Here is a 22,576-nt window from a genome sequence, read left to right on the forward strand (position 1 = left end):
TCAGTACCCGAATTTCTTGACGACCATAGAGCATTGGAACCACCTGATCCCATCCCGAACTCAGCAGTGAAACGATGCATCGCCGATGGTAGTGTGGGGTTTCCCCATGTGAGAGTAGGTCATCGTCAAGATTGAATTCCAGAACCCCTGTTTGCTAACGCAAACAGGGGTTTTGTCGTTTCGGGGACACCACTTTGCTGTGTCCGCAGCACCGCCTGTCGGCTTCCTACGTAAAGCTAGGAAATCTCTTACAAATCCCTAAGTTTTGCCAATCCCTGGCCGAAAGCCTGACAAGCCGTGCGTGCACCTAAATAGAGCGGCACGAGAAGCTGTCTGTACCGCTAGACGAAATGCTCGATCCGGCACGCTCACTCCCCTTTTGGCAAAAGAAGTCGATGAAATGAATCTCAAGTTCAGTCATAAAATTCTGTTGGCCGCGTCAGGCGTCGTGGTTCTGGCCTTCGCGTTGTTCACCCTCTACAACGACTACCTGCAGCGTACTACCATCAAGCAGAACCTGGAGTCGTCCATCCAGCAATCCGGTGAGCTCACCGCCAGCAGTGTGCAGAACTGGCTCAGTGGTCGTGTATTGGTGCTCGAGAGCCTGACGCAAAACATCGCTCATCAGGGCAGTAACGCTGACCTGCCAGGATTGGTCGACCAACCCGCATTCACCTCGAACTTCCAGTTCACCTATGTTGGCCAAACCAACGGCGTATTCACCCAGCGGCCAGACGCAAAAATGCCGGATGGCTATGATCCGCGTCAGCGGCCTTGGTACAAGCAAGCTGTCGAAGCAGGCAAGCCCATGCTCACGCCGCCTTATATGGCCGCTGTGGGCGGGCAGATCGTAACCATCGCCATGCCGGTGAAAAAGAACGGTGAATTGCTCGGTGTCGTAGGTGGCGACCTGAGTCTGCAAACGCTGGTCAAGATCATCAACTCGGTCGACTTCGGCGGTATTGGCCATGCGTTCCTGGTCAGTGGTGACGGCCAAGTCATCGTCAGCCCTGACGAAGACCAGGTGATGAAAAACCTCAAGGCCATCTACCCTGGCAGCCAGGTCCGCATCGAGAAGGTCAATCAGGACGTGGTCCTCAATGGCCAGGACCGCATCTTGTCATTTACGCCTATCAGCGGTTTGCCAGGCGCAGATTGGTATATCGGTCTGTCGATCGATAAAGACAAAGCCTACGCACCACTGGGCAAGTTCCGAACCTCCGCGCTCATCGCCATGCTGATTGCCGTGGTAGCGATCGCTGTACTCCTGAGCCTGCTGATCCAGGTATTGCTGCGCCCGTTGACCACCATGGGCGTGGCCATGAAGGACATTGCCCAGGGTGAGGGCGACCTGACCCGCCGCTTGGCCGTGACCAGCAAGGACGAGTTTGGTGAAGTGGGCAGTGCGTTCAATCAGTTCGTTGAACGGATCCATGCCTCGATTTCTGAAGTGTCTTCGGCAACGCGTCACGTGCACGACCTGTCCCAGCGTGTAATGGCCTCATCCAATGCGTCTATTATTGGCTCTGACGAGCAAAGCGCGCGCACTAATAGCGTGGCTGCCGCGATCAACGAGTTGGGCGCTGCCACTCAGGAAATCGCCCGTAACGCCGCCGATGCTTCTCAGCACGCCAGTGGCGCCAGTGAGCAAGCCGATGATGGGCGCAAAGTGGTGGAGCAAACCATCCTGGCAATGTCCGCGCTGTCGCAGAAGATCAGCTTGTCCTGTACGCAGATCGAAACCCTGAATGCGAGCACTGACAACATCGGTCACATTCTGGATGTGATCAAAGGCATCTCCCAGCAAACCAACCTGCTTGCACTCAATGCCGCGATTGAAGCCGCACGTGCCGGAGAGGCCGGGCGCGGTTTTGCCGTTGTTGCGGACGAAGTACGCAACCTGGCTCACCGCACCCAGGAGTCAGCCGAAGAGATCCACAAAATGATCACGTCGCTGCAAATCGGTTCGCGTGAGGCGGTCACCACCATGAATGCGAGCCAGGCGTCGAGCGAAGAGAGTGTGCAGGTCGCCAACCAGGCAGGCGAGCGCCTGGTCAGCGTGACACAGCGTATTGTCGAGATCGACGGCATGAACCAGTCCGTAGCCGCCGCTACCGAGGAGCAGACGGCTGTAGTGGAAACCCTCAACGTCGATATCAACCAGATCAACTTGTTGAACCAGCAAGGTGTTACCAATCTCAACGAAACCCTGAAGGATTGCGATGCATTGTCGCAACAGGCCAATCGTCTCAAGCAATTGGTCGACAGTTTCAAGATCTGACCCACCGACCAGCGTGGCAGGAGCGGTTCGACGCGCTCCTGCCATTTAGCCCATCAAGCGCCGCGCATTCTCCAGCGCCTCGCGGGCAAAGCCCTGTATGAAGCCTTCAAACCCCACCTGTGCGGCGTCCACCGGCTCGGCAATGATCGTCCATGTGACCCTTGAGCATTGCGCGCCCAGGGTATCCACATGGATCGCGGCCCATAACCTGGCCACACCCAGCGTGTTATAGATCGTTGTCCAAGTCATGTACCTGGCGATCTCATCCCGGCTATTGAGTTGTTCAACGACCACGTTGCCATCGCGGAAAAATTTGGTGCGCAACGCGCCGATGCCGGTGCCGGTGCCGGTCATTTGGGTATGGGAGAGTGCGGGGATGAACGCCTCGAACCCTGAGAAATTCCCCACCACCGCCCATAGGCACGCGGCATGACAGTTGACCACGACAGATTCCACTATCGGCCGGCCATTCGGGTTGCGGATTAATGTATCGGGTAACAATGCATTCATGCGTGAGTCCTGAGACGTTCAAATAAAACCGATGGACTGGAGGTAGGCACAACCCCTGCTCAGCAATGCAGGATTTTTCTCGGGGTATTGCGCCTTCATTTGCTCAACGCCCCGACGCGCGTTGTCATGCCGAATCATCGAGGTGTCGCCGATATCCTCATCCAGGCGGTCGAGATAAAACCCGATCACCCCAAACAACGCATTGTCAGGACTCACCGAGTGCAGTGCCTGCTGCCATTGAGCGACGCTCACCTGCTCGAAGCGATGACCGGCCAGGCGGAACGCATCCAGGTAGTGCGCCCAGGTGAGGGGCTGTGGGTTATGCAGGTTGAACACACTGCGCTCGGCGTTGAAGCTCGCGCTGTGGAACACCACCAGCCGCGCAAGGAAGTCCACGGGCATCAGGTCGAAGTTCAGCTCGAAACGGGGCAGCAGCCCCAGTTGGAGCGAGCCCTTGAGCATCAGCATCAGGCGATTCTGGTGGGGTTGGCAGACGCCGTTGCGACTGTTGAAACTGATGTTCCCCAAGCGGTGGATGTTCGCCCAGACGCCCTGCTCGACCGCACGCCCCACCAAGCGCTCACCGACCCACTTGGACAGGTTGTAGCCGTTCTTGATGTACAGCGGCAACGTCTGTGCGGCGGGGGATTCGAGTACATGCCCCATGTCGTCGATGCTGCTGGACGCCGACAGCGTCGAGATGAAATTGAAGACTTTCTTGCTATGGGTTTCACACAGCCGCAAGCACTCGAATATCGGCTCGACGTTATCCCGGGCCAGCGAGGGATAGTCCATCACATGGTTGACCCGTGCGGCATTGTGCACGAGCACGCCAAAATCCTTCGCCAGGTAGTCGTGGGTTTCGTCACTCAAGCCCAAGTGTGGCAACCCTATATCGGCGCTGAACACCTCAACCCGCTGCAGATCGAGGTGCTCCAGTCGATAGTCGCGCAGTGCCTGGCTGAATCGCGCTTTCGCCGAGAGCCCTGATGCCTCGCGGACAAGGCACGCCACCCGTGTAGCACCGCTGGCCAGCAGTGCTTCGACAATGTGCACGCCGACAAAGCTGTTGGCCCCCGTTACGATCACGTTGCGCGGGTCGCCTGCACGGTCTCCAGGCAGTAACGTGAGGCCCAGTGGCCGCAGGGCATCCAGCGTCGCCCGACCAGCAGTGGCCTGAACCCGCTCAGTGTTTTCCAGCAAGGCGCCGAGCGTACGGACTGTCGGAACTTCGATGAAGTGATTCAACGCAAACCCACGGCCGAATTGCTCGCGCGTACGTATCAGCAGCGTCGACAGCAGAATCGAATGGCCGCCCAAGTCGAAAAAACTGTCGTCGACAGACAACCCTTCAGAAGGAAGCTCCAACAGCTCGCTCCACAGGCCGATCAACCGCCTGTGCAGAGGCGAGTGCACACTGCACGTCGTACTCGCCGCGCCAGGTTGAACCGGCTGCATCAGCAATGCCCTGCGGTCGACTTTGCCACTGTGGGTGCGTGGCAGCTCTGCCAGCTCCCGCCAGAGCACTGGCTGCATGTAGTCCGCCAGCCTCTGTTGGGCATACTGTTTGAGGGCGCCCACTGAAGCGCCCGGTTCGGGCTGGGCGACAAAGCCACCTATTTTGGAATTGCCGTCGATGACCACCGCTACCTGGCGATACAGGCGACTGCTGCGCAGGCAATGTTCAATTTCCCCCGGCTCTACTCGAAACCCACGAATCTTTACCTGATCATCCCGACGTCCGCACAGCATGATGCCCTCAGCCGTCCACTTCGCCAGGTCGCCACTGCGGTAGGCGCGCAGAGGCAGCTCGCCCGGGATCGCCAGGTGGATGAATGCAGCGGCAGTCTGTTGTGGGTCATTCACATACCCCAGGCTGACACCGGGTCCAATGATGTACACCTCGCCGGTCACCTGCTCATCCACCGGTTGCAGGTTATCGTCAAGGATCAGCACCTGGCTGTTGGCGATGGGCCGGCCGAGATTGCGGTTGCTGTCATCGGGGAGCAGCGTTTTGTGGGTGATCAACACCGTGGTTTCGGTGGGGCCGTAGCAATTGTGCAGTGAGCACTGTGCCGCCAGCCGTTCAATCACATGGGGTTCGCAGACATCACCTCCGGTCAGCAGGTGTTTCAGGCCCAGTGGTTTGTCCGGCGGCAGAATGCTGAGCACCGCGGGGGGCAGGAAGGCATGGGTGACGCGGCGTTCGTGTAACAACGCCACCAGTTGCCCCGGGTCGATTCGTTGTTCCTCGCTGGGGACGATCAGCACGGCGCCCGCGATCAATGTGGGAAAAATATCGATCAGGGATGAGTCGAAACCCAACGACGAGAATTGCAGGACGCGATCCTGTTCATCCAGCGCCACGCACGCGCTGAACCACGTCGTGAAGTGGGCCAGGTTGCCGTGGCTGAGCAGCACGCCTTTGGGGTGGCCGGTGGTGCCTGATGTAAAGAGCAGCATGCACGGGGTGTCCAACAGAGGACGGTGCTGCATCACGGGCAACGTGGTATCGACATCGTGGCAATCGACGGTGGTGACATCCACTGAGTTCAAATGCCCACGCAGGGGATGCTGGCCTGCGTCCAGCAACACGCAGGCCTTGGCACTGTCGAGCAGGGTGCCGTGGCGTTGAGGGGGCTGTTCCGGCCCCAGCGGCAAGTACACCGCGCCACTGCCCAGCACGGCAAGAATGCTGGCGTACAACCCGAGGGATTTATCCAGGCATACGCCGACTACTGGCCTTTCAACGGACGCCAGCAACGGCTGCAGTCGACGCTGAATGGCGAGGGCCTGGCGCTGTAATTGCCGGTAGGTGAACGTGCAGCCGCCGATGTCCAGCGCTGGCCGCGAGGCGAAAGCGTTGAGGCTGGCTTGCACGCGTTCGGTCACTGGCACTTGGGCTGCAAGCAGCAATGCAGGGTCTGCGGTGCGATTGAACCGGTGCAGAAACGCCAGCGCTTCGATGGCGTGCAAGCCTTGCTCGGGCCAGTCATTTGCAACCGCGCCCGCGGAGAAATACCCAGCGCCCCGCGAGAGTCCGCTGACGTGCAGTGCGACCCACTCCACCACTGTTCGCGTGACGCGCCGGCGCAACTGTTGGCCGTTGCCACTGGGCTCGTCGGCAATGTCGAGTGTCGCCAGTAAACCCTGATCGCGTTCATACGCACGCAATTGCAGGCCAGGCAACCCGCCATCGGTCAACGGGCCGATCCCCAGGCGCAAGCTCAGCCACGGGACGTCGGCACCAGGACTCGACAGCGAATGGCCACCGTCCTCGATCCACAGGTCTGGCGCATCGCTGCCCGACACATGCCCGTGCGCCTCCAGCTCCTGCCTGATGCACGCCAGCGCGTTGCTCGTGCCGCCCCATCCGAGTGTCAGGCACCTCATGGCCGACTCCCGGAGGCGGGCAGGTAGTCACGCAGTGCGTGTGTGACGGCGGGTGTTTGCAGCATGCCGCTGTGTTGTAGAAAACCCACGATGTTGCCTACGAGTGGGTGCTGGCAGGTAATGGGGAACGCCAGCGCTGTGACCTCTTCTCGCAGTGCATGACGAATGTCGGGGCTGACCTCAAGGTGCTCGATCAAGTGCAGGTTGAAGGTGTTCTGCAGGTCATTGGTCAAGTAGTGCGCCAGGAAAACCGGCAATACCTGAGCGATGCTGTCGCGGTCCGCCGGCGTTGCGGATTGCCAGTAGAGACGCACCAGGCGCGTCCAGAACTGTGCGTGGCGACCCTCGTCAAACAGGTGGTCGGCCATCAGCCCCCGAATGGAGGCTTTGACACTGTTGTCCTTGGCGAACGCTGCCACATCGTGGGTCACGGTGTTTTCGGCGATGGCGACGCCGATCAGTTCCACGGCGTCCTGCAAATGTGCAGGCACCTGCGCTTGCGCCGCCGGCAGCGCGTGGCTCAGTTCGATCTGCCCTGGCAGGTCCAGCGGTTGTACGCCGGTCAGGGCCACGGTCTGCTGCATGAAGTCGAGAGCGACCAATGCGTGATAATCCTCGTCCACCACCACCGTCATCGCGTCACGGCGACAGGCGAGGGGGAATGGCAGCGAAAAGCGATTCTTGGCAATGCTGCGCGCCGTCTTGTCCACGATCTCGGTTTCGAAGATCACCACGTCGTTGATGAACTTGTAGAAGCTTTGCACCAGCACGAAATCGCGCCATTGAGCGCAGTGTTCGATAAACGTCGCACTGAGCACCAAGGGCTGGCGGCACAGTGGATAGATCAATTTGTCGTCGTTTTCCAGCAGGCGGCGAGGGCGGGTGCGGATGGTCGCGCGGCGTTCCCAGTCATCGGCGATGGGAGGGTAATCGGTGATATTCACAGGTGCACCTCTTGCACCGAGACCACGACGTCGTCCCAGAGGGCGATGCGGCTTTGCACGGCTGCGAGGGCGCAATCGTCGGCCTGTTGCGCGTCGGATGCGGCGATGGTCAAGCGTTGCAGCAATTGCTCCGCTGCCGGCCCATGGTCTTCGGCATCCAACTCGATGTGGCGGTTGAGATAGCTTTGCAAGGTGGGTGCCGAATGCGGGTGAAGCGCTCCTGACCGCAAGAGGCGCGCGAACATACCCGGGATAACGCTTTCGCGGGCATGAACGAACGCGGCCGCCACACAGTGGGTCGGGGCGTGCAGCGCAACCTGCAATGTCTCGCTGACAAAGCGGATCACGCCTGGGGGAGCATTGACCCTGTGCAAGGCCGTGCTCGCTTCCAGTCCCTGACGCTGCAGCGTGATGAAGCGGTTGATTACCTCTGTGCTGGCGCCGATCTCGTCCATGGCTTGCAGGTACAACTCGAAATGGCTGCAATAGCCTTGGCGGGGGTGCGCGTCGGACTCTTCACCCAGAACGATTTCGTTGATCAGGCGTGCGGCATGCGGGTCGGCAGGTGGGAGCCAGGGCAGGCGCGTGCAGGTCAGGTCCTGCTGCAACCGCTTGGCCAGCGTCATGAAGTCCCAAACAGCGAATACATGACTTTCCATGAAGACGTGTAACTTGCGAAGCGACGTTATTTCCGGAAATAACGAATGGCTGCATAGCTGCAGTTTTTTTTGTTCAAGTAACGGTGGGTACATGGTTAATGCCTATAAGTTGTTGCGACTGCTGTGAAGCAGCGGTGGGCCGTTGCGGCCGATAACTGAAAAAAAGGTATAGCCAGGCTTCGCGCACGAGGAGGCTCGTGCGCGGGGTTACGCAGTGAGTTGGAGTTTGCGAGTCAGTAAAAAGATAATAAGCGGGTTGAGCGATTTGGCGAGGGTAAGTATGCGTTAGATGTTTTTCTAAATAATAACGTGTGTAAGTTACTTGTTAAGTTATGAGTGGGACGTTTCTTTGCGCGGGGCCCGACCTGTTAAAAGGTAGGCCCGCAACGCTGGCGTGGCAGGATCACCGTCTTATTGCGGCGCCTTCTTGCTCGCAACTTCCAGGCCGTCAAGATAGATCGAGATGACCTCCATGCCACGCATCAAGTGATTACGCAGAGTAAGAATGCTTTCCTCGGTTTTCTTTTGTGCGACCAGGTTCAGTAATTCACGGTGGTCTTCCTGGGATGTTTCGCCCAGCCCCATCGCTTCGAGGTTGAAGCGCAGGAAACGCTCTTCTTCGTTCAGCCCATGCTCGACCAGCTTGAGCAGTCGCTGATTGGGTGCCTGGCCATACAGGGTCATGTGAAACAGGCGATTGAGCCGGCCAATTTCGGTGTAGTCCTTTTCCTGCTCCAGTGCACAGATCAACCTGTCCGCTTCGGCGATATCGACGTCAGTGAGCAGGGGGATCGACAAGCGTAACGCCTCGGACTCCAGCAGCAGTCGCAGTGCGTAGGTTTCGGCCGAGTTGTCCTCGATCAGCGGTGCCACCACCGCGCCCTTGTGCGTCAACACGTGCAACAGCGATTGCGCCTCGAGCTGGCGCAAGGCCTCACGCACGGGCATGCGACTGACCCCGAACAGGCTGGCCAGCTCCTGTTGGCGCATGGCGGTGCCACAGGGCAATCGCCCATCGAGGATGGCATTGCGCAAGGTTTCTTCGATAACGGAGCGAGCAAGATGAGCGGGAATCGGACCGCTTATCTTGATGCTGTTCAACGGGCTCGGCTTCTGCGTCACGGTTACGTTATCCTCCTTATAGAGCGGGTAGATATTTTGGATCCAATGCACACTAGAGACTGTGCACAAGCTTGTCAAACCGCCACGGTTTCGGCTTGTAAGCGCTTCAACAGGCTGCTCCGGACGCCCACATTGGCGCTTTGCGATGTCTTACAATCCTGTCTATCGTTATTCACTAACGGTATTTAAAATACTGTTCTTATATCTATAAAGTTACTCCCCTGTCTGACCGGGAGTGACCTCATGTCCGCCACCTCTACTGTTCCAACAGCGACCCTTACCGTCCAAGCGTTCGACATTCGTCCACTGCCCGGCAGTGTCGGTGCGGAAGTTGTCGGCCTGGACCTGTCTCTCCCGGTCAGCGACGAGGATTTTGCGCGCATTCACCGCGCGCACCTGGACCACCATGTCGTGGTCTTTCGCGACCAACGCATCACCCCCGAACAACAGATCGCCTTCAGCCGCCGCTTCGGCGTGCTGCAGATCCACGTGCTCAAGCAGTTCCTGCTGGCCAACCATCCAGAAATCCTGATCGTTTCCAACATCATCGAGAACGGCCAATCCATCGGCCTCGGAGATGCAGGCAAATTCTGGCATTCGGATTTGTCTTACAAGGAACTGCCGAGCCTGGGCTCGATGCTCCACGCCCAGGAGCTGCCGTCCGAAGGCGGCGACACACTGTTCGCCGACATGCACAAAGCCTGGGACGAGTTGCCCGAGCACCTGCGCAAAGCCGTCGCCGGCCGCAGCGCCGCGCATTCCTACACCGCGCGTTACAGCGAGACCAAATTCGAAGGCAACTGGCGCCCCACGCTGACGCCCGAGCAACTCGCTCAAGTCGCCGAAGTGGTGCACCCGATCGTGCGTACCCATCCGGAGAACGGCCGCAAGGCGCTGTTTGTCAGTGAGGGTTTCACCACCCGCATCGTCGGCCTGCCGGAAGACGAAAGCCGCGACCTGCTGGCCCAGCTCTACGCCCACAGCGTGTTGCCGCACAACATCTACCGCCACCAATGGCAGCCCCACGACCTGGTGTTCTGGGACAACCGCTCGCTGATCCACTTGGCCGCCGGTTGCCCGAGCCACCTGCGCCGCAAACTCTTTCGCACCACCATCCAGGGCGACGCGCCTTTCTGATTCGGAGCATGACCATGTCCAGGAAAATTCCATTTGCACGGTTGGCCGCCACCGTTGGCCTGGGTGTCAGCCTGTTGGCCGGCAGCCTGGTTGCACCTGCGGTAGCGCAGGCCGAAGGCGAGATCCGCATCGCCGAACAGTTCGGCATCGTCTACCTGCTGCTTAACGTGGTGCGCGACCAGAACCTCATCGAGAAATACGGCAAGCAGGAAGGCATCGACATCAAGGTCGACTGGACCCAGCTGTCCGGTGGCGCCGCGGTCAACGATGCGCTGCTGTCCGGCTCCATCGATATCGCTGGCGCCGGCACCGGCCCGCTGCTGACCATCTGGGACCGCACCCACGGCAAGCAGAACGTCAAGGCCGTCGCGTCCCTGGGTAACTTCCCCTACTACCTGGTGAGTAACAATCCGAAGGTCAAGACCATCGCCGACTTCACCGAGAAAGACCGCATCGCCGTGCCCGCGGTGGGCGTTTCGGTGCAGTCGCGTTTCCTCCAATACGCCGCCGCCAAGCAGTGGGGCGACAAGGAATTCAACCGCCTCGACAAATACACCGTCGCTGTCCCGCACCCCGACGCCACTGCCGCCTTGATCGCCGGCGGCACCGAACTGACCGGGCACTTCTCCAACCCGCCGTTCCAGGACCAGGCCCTGGCCAATCCGAACGTGCACGTGGTGCTGAACACCTACGACCTGTTCGGCCCGAACTCGCCGACCGTGCTGTTCGCCACCGAGAAATTCCGCAACGACAACCCGAAAACCTACAAGGCGTTCGTCGACGCACTGACCGAAGCCGCGCAGTTCGCCCAGAACGACAAAGGCGCTGCCGCCGACACCTACATCCGTGTCACCAAGGCCAAGATCGACCGCGCCGAATTGCTGAAAATCATCGACAACCCGCAATTCGAATTTACCGTCACACCGAAAAACACCTACCCCCTGGCGGAATTTCTCTACCGCGTCGGTGCTATCAAGCACAAGCCAGAATCGTGGAAGGACTACTTCTTCCAGGACGCCAAGCCTCTGCAAGGAAGTTGAGATGAACGCCCCTTTGCAAGGCCACGCGGCCAGCAACCTGCACACCACCACCCCGTTGCTGGCGGTGGATCATGTCAGCCTGGAATACCGCACCCCCGAGCGCGTGGTGCGGGCCACTCACCAGGTCAGTTTCGAGATCGACCCGGCCGATCGCTACGTGCTGCTCGGCCCTTCGGGCTGCGGCAAATCCACCTTGCTCAAGTCCATCGCGGGGTTTATCAAACCCTGCGAAGGCGAGATCCGCCTGCTAGGGCAAAAGGTCGAGCAACCGGGTCCGGACCGCATCGTGGTGTTCCAGGAATTCGATCAGTTGCCACCGTGGAAAACCGTCAAGCAAAACGTGATGTTCCCACTGCTGGCGTCGAAAACCCTCAAGCGTGCCGAAGCCGAAGAGCGCGCGCTGCACTACCTCGACAAAGTCGGCCTCAGCGCGTTTGCCGACGCGTATCCCCATACCCTCTCCGGCGGCATGAAGGCCCGCGTCGCCATCGCCCGCGCGTTGGCCATGCAACCGAAAATCCTGCTGATGGACGAACCCTTCGCCGCCCTCGACGCCCTCACCCGGCGCAAAATGCAGGAAGAGTTGTTGCTGCTGTGGGAAGAGGTGCGTTTCACCCTGTTGTTCGTCACCCACTCCATCGAAGAAGCGCTGGTGGTGGGCAATCGCATCCTGTTGCTGTCGCCTCATCCAGGGCGCGTTCGCGCGGAAATCCACAGCCACCAATACGACCTGCACAGCCTTGGCGGCGTGGAGTTCCAGGCGTCGGCGCGGCGGATTCATCGCCTGTTGTTCGATGAAGCCACCGAAGCGGAACCCGAGCTGGGTTTTGCCGACATCCGCATCGCGTATTAAGGGGGACACTGCCCATGCGCCAGGAATACGAAATACACCTCGAACCACTGCTCAGCGTCCCCGTGGAACGCGAATTGCCCCTGCGCCAACGCCTGTGGCAACAAGGCTGGCTGCGCAAGGGCCTGATCCTGACCGTGCTGGCGATCCTCTGGGAAGCCGTTGCGCGCTACCAGAACAACGACCTGCTGCTGCCGGGCTTCCTGCAAACCTCCCACGCGCTCTATGACGGCCTGCTCAGTGGCGAATTGTTGAGCAAGGTGAGCATCTCGCTGGTGGTGCTGATCAAGGGTTACCTGATCGGCATTGTGCTGGCGTTCGCCCTGACCACGCTGGCGGTCTCGACCCAACTGGGGCGCGATTTGCTCAGCACCCTGACCTCGATGTTTAACCCGCTGCCGGCCATCGCACTGCTGCCGCTGGCGCTGCTGTGGTTCGGTCTGGGGCAGAACAGCCTGATCTTCGTGCTGGTGCATTCGGTACTGTGGGCGCTGGCGCTCAACACGTATTCAGGGTTTCTCGGCGTGTCCGAAACCCTGCGCATGGCCGGTCGCAACTACGGCCTCAAGGGCATGCGCTTCGTGTTGTTCATCCTGATCCCGGCGGCGCTGCCGTCGATCCTCGCAGGCCTGAAGATCGGCTGGGCGTTCGCCTGGCGCACGCTGATCGCCGCCGAGTTGGTGTTTGGCGCAACCAGCGGCAAGGGCGGCCTGGGCTGGTACATTTTCCAGAACCGCAACGAGCTGTACACCGACAAGGTCTTCGCCGGCCTGGCCGTGGTGATCCTCATCGGCTTGCTGGTGGAAAACCTGGTGTTCGACACCTTCGAGCGGCTCACCGTGAAGCGTTGGGGCATGCAACGTTGATCACCTGATAGGATTGCAGCCAATTCACTCCCCAGTCATCACGAGTGCTTGGCATGCAATTACCGGACATGAACCTGCTGGTCGCCCTCGACGCCCTGCTCGACGAGGGCAGCGTGGTGGGCGCCGCGCGCCGCATGAACCTCAGCGCGGCGGCCATGAGCCGTACCCTCACGCGGATTCGCGAAGCGGTCGGCGACCCTATCCTGGTGCGTGCCGGGCGCGGCCTGGTGCCGACGCCCAAGGCGTTGCAACTGCAGGCCCAGGTGCGCAACGTGGTGGAGCAGGCGGCGCTGGTGTTTCGCTCGGCGGATGACGTCGACCTGCGCACGTTGCGCCGGCGTTTCAGCGTGCGCGCCAATGATTTTTTCATCGGCGTGTATGGCGGCCGGCTGTTCGACACCATGGAGCGCATGGCCCCGCTGTGCGAACTGTGCTTCGTGCCCGAAGCCGATACCGACGATGAAGCCCTGCGCGAAGGGCGGCTGGATCTGCGCATCAGCAACACCATGCCGATCAGCCCGGAAGTAAAGGTGCAAAACCTGTTTTCCACTACGTTCGTCGGCCTGGCGCGGCAAGACCATCCGCTGTTCGACGAAGACATCACCGCTGCGCGTTTCGCCAGCTATTCCCACATCAGCATCTCGCGGCGAGGCATCGCCCGTGGCCCTATCGATACCGCACTGAACGCCCAGGGCCTGGAGCGACGCGTGGCGATGATCGCGCCGGGTTTTCACGGTGCGATGTTCATGTTGCCCGACTCCGACCTTATCCTGCCGGTGCCCAAGGAAGCGCTCTACAGCGTCAATCGTCTCAAGCTGCCGCTGCGCGCGTTTGCGCTGCCGATCTCCCTGCCAACGCTGGTCTTGACCCAGTCCTGGCACCCGCGCTTCGACAAGGACCCGGCGCACACCTGGCTGCGCGAGACCATGCGCGAAAGTTGCCACGCCACCTGGCTCGAAGCCCAACCCACCTGAAGTGAGCTCGGTCTAAACGTGGGAGGGGCAAGTCCCTGATCTTAGAGTTGTGTCTGGTGCACTTATAAACTGCCGATAAGTAACTTTTTGTCATGGATTAGCCTGATTAAACTGCTCGGGTATTTATCATTCCGAGCAACCCGTTCATGACATCCCTCGCTGCCCCCGCCCTCCAGGCCGCAGCCAAACCCGTCGCCATGACCCCGCCTGTGTTCGGCCCGCGCATCATCGTCGGGCTGGTAGGTGTGTTGCTGGCAGTGTTGGTGTCCGGTCTCAACGAGATGGTCACCAAAGTGGCCCTCGCGGATATTCGCGGTGCGCTGTACATCGGCTTCGACGAAGGCACCTGGCTGGTCGCTGCGTACACGGCTACCTCCGTGTCGGCCATGGCCTTTGCGCCCTGGTGCTCGGTGACGTTTTCCCTGCGGCGTTTCACCCTGTGGGCCATCGGCCTGTTCACCGTGCTGGGCATCCTGTGCCCGTTTGCGCCGAACTACGAAAGTTTGCTGGTATTGCGCACCCTGCAAGGCCTGGCCGGTGGTGCGCTGCCGCCGATGCTGATGACGGTGGCGCTGCGCTTCCTGCCGGCCAACGTCAAGCTTTATGGCCTGGCCGGCTACGCACTCACCGCCACCTTCGGGCCGAGCCTCGGGACGCCGCTGGCAGCGTTGTGGACGGAATACGTCGGCTGGCAATGGGCGTTCTGGCAGATCGTCGCGCCGTGCCTGCTGTCGATGGTCGCCGTGGCCTACGGCTTGCCGCAGGATCCGGTGCGCCTGGAGCGCTTCAAGCAGTTCAACTGGCGCGGCCTGCTGATGGGTTTTCCGGCGATCTGCATGCTGGTGATCGGCATCCTGCAAGGCAATCGCCTGGACTGGTTCGAATCGGGCCTGATTACCTTTTTGCTGAGCGCAGGCAGCGTGTTGCTGGTGCTGTTCATGGTCAATGAATGGTCGCATCCGATGCCGTTCTTCAAGCTGCAGATGCTCGGCCTGCGCAACCTGGCGTTTGCCTTGATCGTGCTGGCGGGCGTGCTGATGGTGCTGACCTCGGTGATCATCATCCCGTCGAGTTTCCTCGCCCAGATCCAGGGTTATCGTCCGCTGCAAACCGCGCCGGTAATGCTGTTGATGGCGCTGCCGCAACTGATCGCGCTGCCGTTGGTGGCGGCGCTGTGCAACCTGCGCTGGGTCGATTGCCGTTGGGTGCTGGGCATTGGCCTGGGCATGCTGGTGCTGTGCTGCATAGGCAGTTCGCACCTGACGTCGGAATGGATTCGCGATGATTTCTACGGCCTTTACCTGCTGCAGATCTTCGGGCAACCGATGGCCGTGTTGCCGCTGCTGATGCTCTCCACCGGCAGTATCCAACCCATGGACGGCCCGTTCGCCTCGGCCTGGTTCAACACGGTCAAGGGCCTGGCCGCCGTGGTTGCCACCGGGGTGATCGACACGCTGACCACCCAGCGCATGCACTTCCACTCGACCATGTTGGTGGACCGCCTGGGCAACTCGCCCCTGGCAGACGGCGACGCGCCGGGCCTGGCCCACCGTCTGCACGAGCAGGCCGTGGTGCTCACTTCTTCGGATCTGTATGTCGTCATGGCCGCGGTCGCGGTGGCGTTGATCCTGCTGATTTTCTGGATGCCGACGCGGATCTTCCCGCCCCGTGCACCGACTTGATTAAAGGACTCTCCATGAAACGCAAAGACAAGATTGCCATCTCCGTCATCACTGTATTCGCCGTGGGCGTGCTGGTGTACCTGGTCGCGCCGGGCATACTGGGCAGCAAGCGCCAGAGCACCAACGACGCCTTCGTCGCTGCCGATTTCACCCTGGTGGCACCGCGCGTGGCCGGCTTCATCAAGGAAGTCCTGGTGGAAGACAACCAGCGCGTCAAGGCCGGCCAACTGCTGGCGCTGATCGACGACCGTGACTTTCGCGCCGCCGCCCAGGCTGCCGACGCCGATACCCTCGTCGCCCAGGCCCAGCTGAAAAACGCCACCGCCACCCTCGAACGCCAGAGCTCGGTGATTGCCCAGGCCCAGGCAACGGTCGCCGCCGACCGTGCCGAAATGGCCTTCGCCGAACACGAACTGAACCGCTACAACCACCTTGCCGGCGTTGGCGCCGGTACCGTGCAGAACGCCCAGCAAGCCAAGACCCGCATCGACCAGGCCACCGCACGCCTGGCCAATGCCACGGCGGTGCTGGCGGCCGAGCGCAAGCAGGTGGAAATCCTCACCGCCCAGCGCGCCGCCGCCGAGGGGGGGCTCAAACGTGCCCAGGCCGCGCTGGAATTGGCCAGCTACCAGTTGTCATACACACGCATCGTCGCGCCGGTGGACGGCATGGTCGGCGAGCGCGCCGTGCGGGTGGGCGCCTACGTGACGCCGGGCAGCAAGATCCTCGCGGTGGTGCCGCTGGAGGAGGCCTACGTGGTAGCCAACTTCCAGGAAACCCAGCTTTCCCACATGCACGCCGGCCAGGCCGTGCAAGTACGTGTCGACAGCCTCGACGGCGAAGTGCTCAACGGCCATCTGGAGAGTCTCGCGCCGGCGACCGGCGTAACCTTTGCCTCGGTCAAACCGGATAACGCCACCGGCAACTTCACCAAGGTGGTGCAGCGCATTCCGGTGAAAATTGTGCTTGAGCCCAACCAGGCACTTACCGAACGGCTGCGCGTCGGTATGTCGGTAGAAGCCAGCGTCGACACCCAGCCGGTAGCCCAGCAGCGCGAGGTGGCCCAGCAATGAAACGTGTTGCCTGGCTCACTCTGAGCCTCATCAGCCTCAGCGCCTGCACGGTTGGCCCGGACTTCCACAAGCCCCAGAGCCCGCAAGTGACACACTGGAGCGAGCCCCAGGGCCGTCAAGCGGCCAGCCGCGCCGTCAGCGACCCCTTGCAGGAGCGCTGGTGGGACGTGTTCCACGACGCGCAACTCTCGGCCCTCACACGCCGCGCACTCACCGACAACCTCGACCTGAAACTCGCCAGCAGCCGTCTGGAGCAAAGCCGCGCGGTGCGCCAGGTGACCACCGCCGAGCGCTACCCCAACCTCGACGCCACCGGGGCGTACCAGCGCAAACGCAACAGTGGCAAAGGCCTGAACGACCCCTCCGGCGAGAACGGCCGTGCCGCGTTCAACCAGTGGGATGCGGGTTTTTCCGCCTCGTGGGAACTGGACTTCTGGGGCCGGGTAAAGCGCGAAACCGAAGCCGCCGACGCCACCCTGCAAGTCGCCGAGAACGACCGTCGCGCCGTGTTGCTCGCGGTGCTGGCCGAGACCGCCCAGGACTACATCCAGCTGCGCGGCGTGCAAAATACCCGCGCCGTCACCGAGCAGAACCTTGACGTCGCGCGCCACAGCCTCAAGCTGTCCCAGCTGCGCCTGGCCGACGGCGTGGCCACCGACCTGGACGTCGCCGAAGCCGCTGCCCAGGTCGCTGCCATCGAAGCGCGCCTGCCGGACCTGCAGCAACGCCAGGACCAACTGATCAACGCCCTCAGCCTGTTGATGGGCGAGCCGCCGCAAGCCCTGCACGCGCAGCTGTCCAAGGACGCCGCCGTGCCGCAGACCCAGCGCCAGGTCGCCATCGGCCTGCCGTCGGAGCTGGCCGAACGGCGCCCGGATATCCGCCAGGCCGAAGCCCGCCTGCACGCCGCCACGGCCAACATCGGCGTGGCCAAGGGCGATTTCTACCCGCGCATCACCCTGTCGGGCAGCCTCGGTTCCCAGGCCATGCAACTGTCGGATTTCGGCTCGTGGGGCTCGCGCGCATTCGCTTTCGGCCCGCAGTTCAGCCTGCCGCTGTTCAACGGCGGGCGCCTCAAAGGCATGTTGAACCTGCGTGAAGCGCAACAGCAGGAAGCGGCGCTGGCTTACCAGCAAACCGTGCTGCGCGCCTGGCATGAAATCGACGACCAGCTCACCCGTTACAACGCCAGCCAACTGCGCCGCGACAGCCTCGCCGAAGCCGTGCGCCAGAACCAGATTGCCCTGGCCACTGCCCAACACCAGTACGTCGAAGGCGTGGTGGATTTCGTCAACGTGCTCACCGTGCAAGGTGCGCTGCTGGCGACCCAGGAACAGTGGGTGGAAAGCTCCACCGGCGTGTCGCTGGCGATGGTCGGTCTGTACAAGGCGTTGGGGGGCGGTTGGGAGTCGGTGTATCCGCTGGTCAGCCTTTGATCGGCAGGAACACCTCGGCCACCAGGCCTCCGTCCTTGAGGTTGCGCAGGGTCAGGCTGCCGTCGTGGATCACCGCGATGCGCTTGGCGATGCTCAGCCCCAGGCCGTAGCTGCCTGACGTCGGGTTCGCCGGCTTCTTGCGCAGCGGCACATCCATGAACGCTTCGATGATGGACTCGGGCATTCCCGGCCCCAGGTCCTTGACGCGAAGGGTCACGCCGCGCCCGGTGCGCTCCAGCGACACCACCACCTGCCGCGCATAGCGCAAGGCATTCACCAGCAGGTTCTGCAGGCAGCGGTGAATGAGGATTTCATTGGCGAAAATCACGCCCCCTTGACCGAGGATCGGCAGCGGCTCGTCCTGGGTCGCCAGCTCGGTGCAGAGCCGTGCCAGCAATGAGTCGAGGTCCACCAGTTGGCCGGGTTGCTGTTCGGCGGTGCCGAGGTAATCCAGCACCTGGCTGATCATCAGGTCCATCTGCGCAATGTTCTGTTTCAGCCGCTCGCGCTGGCGCTCGTCAGACAGGGTTTCGACCCGCAGGCGCATGCGCGTCAGCGGCGTGCGCAGGTCGTGTGACACGGCGGCGAGGAAGTAACTCTGGTCGTTCACCATGGCGATCAACCGCTGCTGCATGGTGTTGAACATCCGCGCCGCCTCACGCACCTCCACCGGGCCTTCGATGGCCAGGGGCGGTTGGTCGAGGTTCTCGCCGAGTTTGCGCGCCGCCTCGCTCATGCGCTCCATCGGGCGCAGGCACAAACGCACGGCCAACCAACAGATGCCCAGCACCGCGAGGATGCGCACCAGGTAGACCCGCAGCGCGTAGTCGGCGATCAGCGTCCAGGCCGACTCGCCGCTCCAGCCTTGAAGCTCTTCGCCATCGACCTGCAACCAACGGCCGTCCGCCATCGGCATCACGAACAGCACGTGGGCGGTGGCGGTGCGCAGCCCGAAAAAGCTGCGCCACACCACCGGCTGGCCTTGTTCGTCGGTGAGGTGCACGTTCAGCACTTTTACCGGCTGCGGGCGGCCCAGCTCACGTGCCAGGGATTGGTCCAGCAGCAACTCGGTACGGCGTCGGGCGCGCTCGTCGCCGCTGACCTGCGCCAGCGGGGCATCCAGGCAGGTCACCGCGTAGCCAGCCGGCAAGCGCATCGACGCAACATCGCTGCAATGGGGTTGCTCAAGCAGCAGGGCGGTCCGGCTGGCGATCAGGCGCACCGGGGCCTCCAGCACCTGGGCAAAGCGCACGTCGAACCAGATGCTGCTCGACAGTAACTGCACCGCCAATGTGCCGCTGACCATGATCACCAGCAGTCGGCCGAACAGCGTGTTCGGCCACAGCCGTTTCAGCCAGGCACACGCCCGCCGCCCGCGCACTTAACCGGGCTCGCCATCGGGCGTAAGGCTGAGCAGATACCCTTCGTTGCGGATGGTCAGGATGTGCACCCGCTCGCCCAGTTCGCTCTTGAAGTGCTGGCGCAGGCGGCTGATGCACATGTCCACCGAACGGTCGTCGGGCAGGTAATCGCGGCCCATGGCGCTGCGGGTCAACTGGTCGCGTGACAGCACCTGGTTGTGCGCCGCAAGCAGGTCGCGCAACACACGGTAGTCCGAGCGCGGCAAGGTAATTGTCGCCCCTGCGGGAGGGTGCAGCTGGCGCTTCACGTGGTCCAGGCGGTAACCGGCGAACGGCTCCGACGTCGACTCGGGCGCGGCCTGCACCTGGCCCGGGCGGCGCATCACCGCCTTGATGCGCGCCACCAGTTCGCGGGGCTCGAAGGGTTTGGCCAGGTAGTCATCGGCGCCGACTTCCAGGCCGATGATGCGGTCCAGTGGCGAGCCTTTGGCCGAGAGCATGATCACACCGAGCCCGGGCGTGCCCTGCAACTGGCGGCACAGGCTCAAGCCGTCCTCGCCGGGCAGCGTCACATCCAGCACCACCAGGCTGACCTTGTGGGCACCGAGCATCTGCCACATCTGCTGCCCGTCGGCGGCGGCCAGTACGTGATAGCCGGTCTCGGTCAGGTAATCGCAGAGCAGCTCGCGGATTTCATCGTCATCGTCCACTACCAGCAGCGTCTTGGGGATCAACGGCGCGACGTGTGCGGGCGCTGTCCACAGCTCATTACATTCCATTACACATCCATACACATCGAAGGTAGAGCACAGCGTCAAGGTGCATAAAATCTTAACAAAAATTAACTGCACATACGAAGTATTACCAATTACATCCTCTGGGGCATCATGACTTTTCTCTCTTCCTTTTCCTCGACAGCGGCGGGGCCAATGCGCCGTGGCTATCGTACGCAACACACCGCGTTGATCGTGGCGATGGGCCTGAGCACGTTGGCGGGTCACGCACTGGCTGCCGACGGCGAGCCCCTCGAACTGGGAGCGACGAATATCCAGGGCACCGAGCAATCGCCCTATGATGCCGCCGAGCAATTGGGCTACACCGTCAAGAGCACCACCAGTTCTACCGGCCTGAAACTCACGCCGCGCCAGACTCCTCAGTCGGTCACGACCATCACCCAGGAGCAGATGGCCGACCAGCAGATCACCAGTATCGAAGACGCGCTGGAGACTACGCCGGGCATCAGCATGAGCAAGTCCGAAGTCGGTGGGCGTACCGACTACCGTGCGCGCGGTTATTCGATCACCAACTGGAAGGTCGATGGCCTGCAGACCCAGGGCGGCTCGGACTTCAGCGGCGGCGGCAACGCCATGAACATGGACATGTACGAGCGCATCGACATCGTGCGCGGTGCCAACGGCCTGCTGGGCGGCACCGGTGACCCGTCGGCCACTGTCAACCTGATCCGCAAGCGCCCTGGCACCGAGTTCGGTGGCAAGGCCTACGTCACCTACGGCAGCTGGGACAAGCGCCGCCTGGGCGCCGACCTGAACCTGCCGCTGTCCGAAGATGGCCGCCTGCGTTCGCGGTTTGTGGTTACCCAGGAAGAGGCCAATTCGTTCCGCGACAGCCAATCGGATCGCTCTCGCGCTGCCCTGGCGAACTTCGAGTTCGACCTGAGCGACGCCACCACGATCGGCGCGGGCTACCAGTACGAGTACTACAAAATCGTCGGTGGCGGCTGGGGCGCAAACATCCCGATCTGGTACGGCGACGGCTCCAAGACCCACCTGTCGCGCAGCACCAACGTGGTGCCCAGCTGGAGCTTTGGCGAATACACCACGCGCACCGGTTTCGGCTCGCTGGAGCACCGCTTCGACAATGACTGGACCCTGAACTTCAAAACCTCCCAGAGCACCACCGACGCGCTGAACCACCGGGGCCTGGCCAAGGTGAACGCCTCGGGCGGCGGCAACTACACCGGTTACTTCAATCAGGACGGCAGCGGCGCGGTGCTCAACGGCCTGCACAGCTCCACCGACACCACGCAACAGTCTGCGCAGATCGACCTGAGCGGCCCGTTCCAGTTGTTCGGCCAGACGCATCAGGCGATGTTCGGCTACAACGACAGCCGCTCCGTGGCCTGGTCGCCGCAATACCGCTGCAACATGGTCAGCGCCAACCGCACCAGCGCCAGCTCCCTGGGCTGCCAGTTCCGCGCCAACAACGGCTTCGCCATCAGCGACTGGCGCAACGGCGTCAACGACGACTACGCGATCAACGCCTACAAGACCGGCCTGCACTCCAAGACCACCACCCGGCTGCAAGGTATGTACGCTGCCACCCGCCTGACCATCACCGAGCCGCTGTCGGTGATCATCGGCGCGCGCACCAGCGATTATTCCTCGACCACGCGCAGCACCGCGGGCATTCGCAACAACCAGCAGGAATCCGGCGTGGTCACGCCTTACGTTGGCGCCGTGTATGACCTCAACAGCTATTACTCGCTGTACGCCAGCTACACCGACATCTTTACGCCACAGAGCCAGGAAACGGTTGCCGGCAGCAAGATCGAGCCGATTCGTGGCCAGAGTTATGAAACCGGGATCAAGGGTGAGTGGTTCGACGGCGCGCTGAACGCCCAGGCTGCGTACTTCCTCACCAGCCAGGAAAACAAGGCGGTCACCGACGGCGGCAACACTACCCCAACGGGTGACGCAGCCTACAAGGCCGGTACCGGCGTGGAGACCGACGGTATCGACCTGGAAGTCGCCGGCGCCCTGACCCCGGACTGGAATGTGTACGGTGGCTACACGTACCTGCACTTTCGTCGCACCAGTGCCGATGGCCTGAGCGACCCCAAACACCTGTTCAAGCTCTCCACCACCTATCACTTGTCGGGCCCGCTGGACCGTCTCACCGTCGGCGGCGGCGTGACCGCGCAGACCAACATTCGCGCCACCTCCACCCCGGCCGGTGTGCCGACCAACGGGGTGAGCCGTGCGGCGTCCGAGGTCAACTGGTCGGGCTACGCGATCTGGAATGCCATGGCCAAGTACGAGATCAATGACGACGTCAGCCTGACCCTCAACGCCAACAACCTGTTCGACAAGACCTATTACACCCGCTACGGCTTCTACGCCGGCGCGATCTACGGCGACCCGCGCAGCCTGTCGCTGACCCTGAGTACTGCGTTCTAACCTCCGGCATCCCCATCTTCCCCAAGGTGGCTGGACAGAAAAACGCGCTAC

At 61.8% G+C, this 22,576-nt stretch carries 17 protein-coding genes and 1 rRNA gene; 11 read left to right on the forward strand and 7 right to left on the reverse strand.

All coding sequences use genetic code 11. The features are described from left to right. Positions 1-15: 15 nt before the first annotated feature. Both rrf and CQ041_RS23700 read left to right on the forward strand, forming a co-directional pair. A 5S ribosomal RNA gene (gene rrf, locus CQ041_RS23695) occupies positions 16-131 on the forward strand. A gap of 269 nt (positions 132-400) precedes the next feature. After that, on the forward strand, positions 401-2,281 hold the full coding sequence (locus tag CQ041_RS23700) for a methyl-accepting chemotaxis protein (RefSeq protein ID WP_105524864.1): 1,881 nt from the start codon (positions 401-403) through the stop codon (positions 2,279-2,281). A 45-nt stretch (positions 2,282-2,326) separates the two neighbouring features. Here CQ041_RS23700 and CQ041_RS23705 read toward each other — a convergent pair whose 3' ends face one another. From CQ041_RS23705 to CQ041_RS23725, 5 genes are all read right to left on the reverse strand, one after another. Next, positions 2,327-2,791 (reverse strand): SRPBCC family protein, encoded by a 465-nt coding sequence (locus CQ041_RS23705; RefSeq protein ID WP_105524863.1) that lies wholly within the window; start codon positions 2,789-2,791, stop codon positions 2,327-2,329. An 18-nt stretch (positions 2,792-2,809) separates the two neighbouring features. Then, positions 2,810-6,184 carry an amino acid adenylation domain-containing protein gene (locus CQ041_RS23710; protein ID WP_105524862.1) on the reverse strand — a complete coding sequence of 1,125 codons (3,375 nt, stop codon included), beginning with the start codon at positions 6,182-6,184 and terminating at the stop codon, positions 2,810-2,812. Continuing rightward, positions 6,181-7,128, reverse strand: a complete 948-nt coding sequence (locus tag CQ041_RS23715) for a diiron oxygenase (protein ID WP_105524861.1) — start codon at positions 7,126-7,128, stop codon at positions 6,181-6,183. The genes CQ041_RS23710 and CQ041_RS23715 overlap by 4 nt, the downstream gene beginning before the upstream one ends. Further along, positions 7,125-7,880, reverse strand: a complete 756-nt coding sequence (locus CQ041_RS23720) for a DUF3050 domain-containing protein (RefSeq protein WP_105524860.1) — start codon at positions 7,878-7,880, stop codon at positions 7,125-7,127. Before CQ041_RS23720 ends, CQ041_RS23715 begins: the two co-directional genes overlap by 4 nt. 318 nt (positions 7,881-8,198) lie before the next feature. Beyond that, positions 8,199-8,909: a GntR family transcriptional regulator gene (locus tag CQ041_RS23725; protein WP_105524859.1), complete on the reverse strand. Its 711-nt coding sequence runs from the start codon at positions 8,907-8,909 to the stop codon at positions 8,199-8,201. A 243-nt stretch (positions 8,910-9,152) separates the two neighbouring features. Here CQ041_RS23725 and CQ041_RS23730 point away from each other — a divergent pair, with 243 nt between their 5' ends. From CQ041_RS23730 to CQ041_RS23765, 8 genes are all read left to right on the forward strand, one after another. Next, a complete protein-coding gene (locus tag CQ041_RS23730; protein WP_105524858.1) occupies positions 9,153-10,046 on the forward strand; it encodes a TauD/TfdA family dioxygenase in 894 nt (297 codons plus the stop codon). 14 nt (positions 10,047-10,060) lie between these two features. After that, a complete protein-coding gene (locus tag CQ041_RS23735; protein WP_105524857.1) occupies positions 10,061-11,086 on the forward strand; it encodes an ABC transporter substrate-binding protein in 1,026 nt (341 codons plus the stop codon). A 1-nt stretch (position 11,087) separates the two neighbouring features. Then, a complete protein-coding gene (locus CQ041_RS23740; protein ID WP_105524856.1) occupies positions 11,088-11,939 on the forward strand; it encodes an ABC transporter ATP-binding protein in 852 nt (283 codons plus the stop codon). A gap of 14 nt (positions 11,940-11,953) precedes the next feature. Further along, entirely contained in the window at positions 11,954-12,802 is an 849-nt protein-coding gene (locus tag CQ041_RS23745; RefSeq protein ID WP_105524855.1) for an ABC transporter permease, read from the forward strand. Positions 12,803-12,855: 53 nt separating this feature from the next. Further along, on the forward strand, positions 12,856-13,776 hold the full coding sequence (locus tag CQ041_RS23750; RefSeq protein ID WP_105524854.1) for a LysR family transcriptional regulator: 921 nt from the start codon (positions 12,856-12,858) through the stop codon (positions 13,774-13,776). A 146-nt stretch (positions 13,777-13,922) separates the two neighbouring features. Beyond that, on the forward strand, positions 13,923-15,458 hold the full coding sequence (locus CQ041_RS23755) for an MFS transporter (protein ID WP_105524853.1): 1,536 nt from the start codon (positions 13,923-13,925) through the stop codon (positions 15,456-15,458). 14 nt (positions 15,459-15,472) lie between these two features. After that, positions 15,473-16,531 carry an HlyD family secretion protein gene (locus CQ041_RS23760; protein WP_105524852.1) on the forward strand — a complete coding sequence of 353 codons (1,059 nt, stop codon included), beginning with the start codon at positions 15,473-15,475 and terminating at the stop codon, positions 16,529-16,531. After that, the gene (locus CQ041_RS23765; RefSeq protein ID WP_105524851.1) at positions 16,528-17,967 is read left to right on the forward strand and encodes an efflux transporter outer membrane subunit; all 1,440 of its coding nucleotides are present in this window, start codon (positions 16,528-16,530) and stop codon (positions 17,965-17,967) included. Before CQ041_RS23760 ends, CQ041_RS23765 begins: the two co-directional genes overlap by 4 nt. Here the strand turns inward: CQ041_RS23765 and CQ041_RS23770 are convergent. Then, complete coding sequence (locus CQ041_RS23770) at positions 17,957-19,273, reverse strand: ATP-binding protein (protein ID WP_105524868.1); 1,317 nt, start codon at positions 19,271-19,273, stop codon at positions 17,957-17,959. The genes CQ041_RS23765 and CQ041_RS23770 overlap by 11 nt on opposite strands. Before the next feature lie 75 nt (positions 19,274-19,348). Beyond that, positions 19,349-20,059: a response regulator gene (locus tag CQ041_RS23775; RefSeq protein WP_105524867.1), complete on the reverse strand. Its 711-nt coding sequence runs from the start codon at positions 20,057-20,059 to the stop codon at positions 19,349-19,351. 243 nt (positions 20,060-20,302) lie between these two features. Between CQ041_RS23775 and CQ041_RS23780 the strand changes: the two genes are divergently transcribed. Next, positions 20,303-22,525 carry a TonB-dependent siderophore receptor gene (locus CQ041_RS23780; protein WP_371923042.1) on the forward strand — a complete coding sequence of 741 codons (2,223 nt, stop codon included), beginning with the start codon at positions 20,303-20,305 and terminating at the stop codon, positions 22,523-22,525. Positions 22,526-22,576: the final 51 nt, after the last annotated feature.

The organism is Pseudomonas sp. MYb60 (assembly GCF_002979555.1).
Taxonomy (GTDB): Bacteria; Pseudomonadota; Gammaproteobacteria; order Pseudomonadales; family Pseudomonadaceae; genus Aquipseudomonas.

What these genes read in the sequence shown, in the direction of transcription:
- CQ041_RS23700 (WP_105524864.1), top strand. Translation starts at nt 401, where the DNA reads ATGAATCTCAAGTTCAGTCATAAAATTCTGTTGGCCGCGTCAGGCGTC.
- CQ041_RS23705 (WP_105524863.1), bottom strand. Translation starts at nt 2,791, where the DNA reads ATGAATGCATTGTTACCCGATACATTAATCCGCAACCCGAATGGCCGG.
- CQ041_RS23710 (WP_105524862.1), bottom strand. Translation starts at nt 6,184, where the DNA reads ATGAGGTGCCTGACACTCGGATGGGGCGGCACGAGCAACGCGCTGGCG.
- CQ041_RS23720 (WP_105524860.1), bottom strand. Translation starts at nt 7,880, where the DNA reads ATGTACCCACCGTTACTTGAACAAAAAAAACTGCAGCTATGCAGCCAT.
- CQ041_RS23730 (WP_105524858.1), top strand. Translation starts at nt 9,153, where the DNA reads ATGTCCGCCACCTCTACTGTTCCAACAGCGACCCTTACCGTCCAAGCG.
- CQ041_RS23735 (WP_105524857.1), top strand. Translation starts at nt 10,061, where the DNA reads ATGTCCAGGAAAATTCCATTTGCACGGTTGGCCGCCACCGTTGGCCTG.
- CQ041_RS23740 (WP_105524856.1), top strand. Translation starts at nt 11,088, where the DNA reads ATGAACGCCCCTTTGCAAGGCCACGCGGCCAGCAACCTGCACACCACC.
- CQ041_RS23745 (WP_105524855.1), top strand. Translation starts at nt 11,954, where the DNA reads ATGCGCCAGGAATACGAAATACACCTCGAACCACTGCTCAGCGTCCCC.
- CQ041_RS23750 (WP_105524854.1), top strand. Translation starts at nt 12,856, where the DNA reads ATGCAATTACCGGACATGAACCTGCTGGTCGCCCTCGACGCCCTGCTC.
- CQ041_RS23755 (WP_105524853.1), top strand. Translation starts at nt 13,923, where the DNA reads ATGACATCCCTCGCTGCCCCCGCCCTCCAGGCCGCAGCCAAACCCGTC.
- CQ041_RS23760 (WP_105524852.1), top strand. Translation starts at nt 15,473, where the DNA reads ATGAAACGCAAAGACAAGATTGCCATCTCCGTCATCACTGTATTCGCC.
- CQ041_RS23765 (WP_105524851.1), top strand. Translation starts at nt 16,528, where the DNA reads ATGAAACGTGTTGCCTGGCTCACTCTGAGCCTCATCAGCCTCAGCGCC.
- CQ041_RS23770 (WP_105524868.1), bottom strand. Translation starts at nt 19,273, where the DNA reads ATGGTCAGCGGCACATTGGCGGTGCAGTTACTGTCGAGCAGCATCTGG.
- CQ041_RS23780 (WP_371923042.1), top strand. Translation starts at nt 20,303, where the DNA reads ATGGGCCTGAGCACGTTGGCGGGTCACGCACTGGCTGCCGACGGCGAG.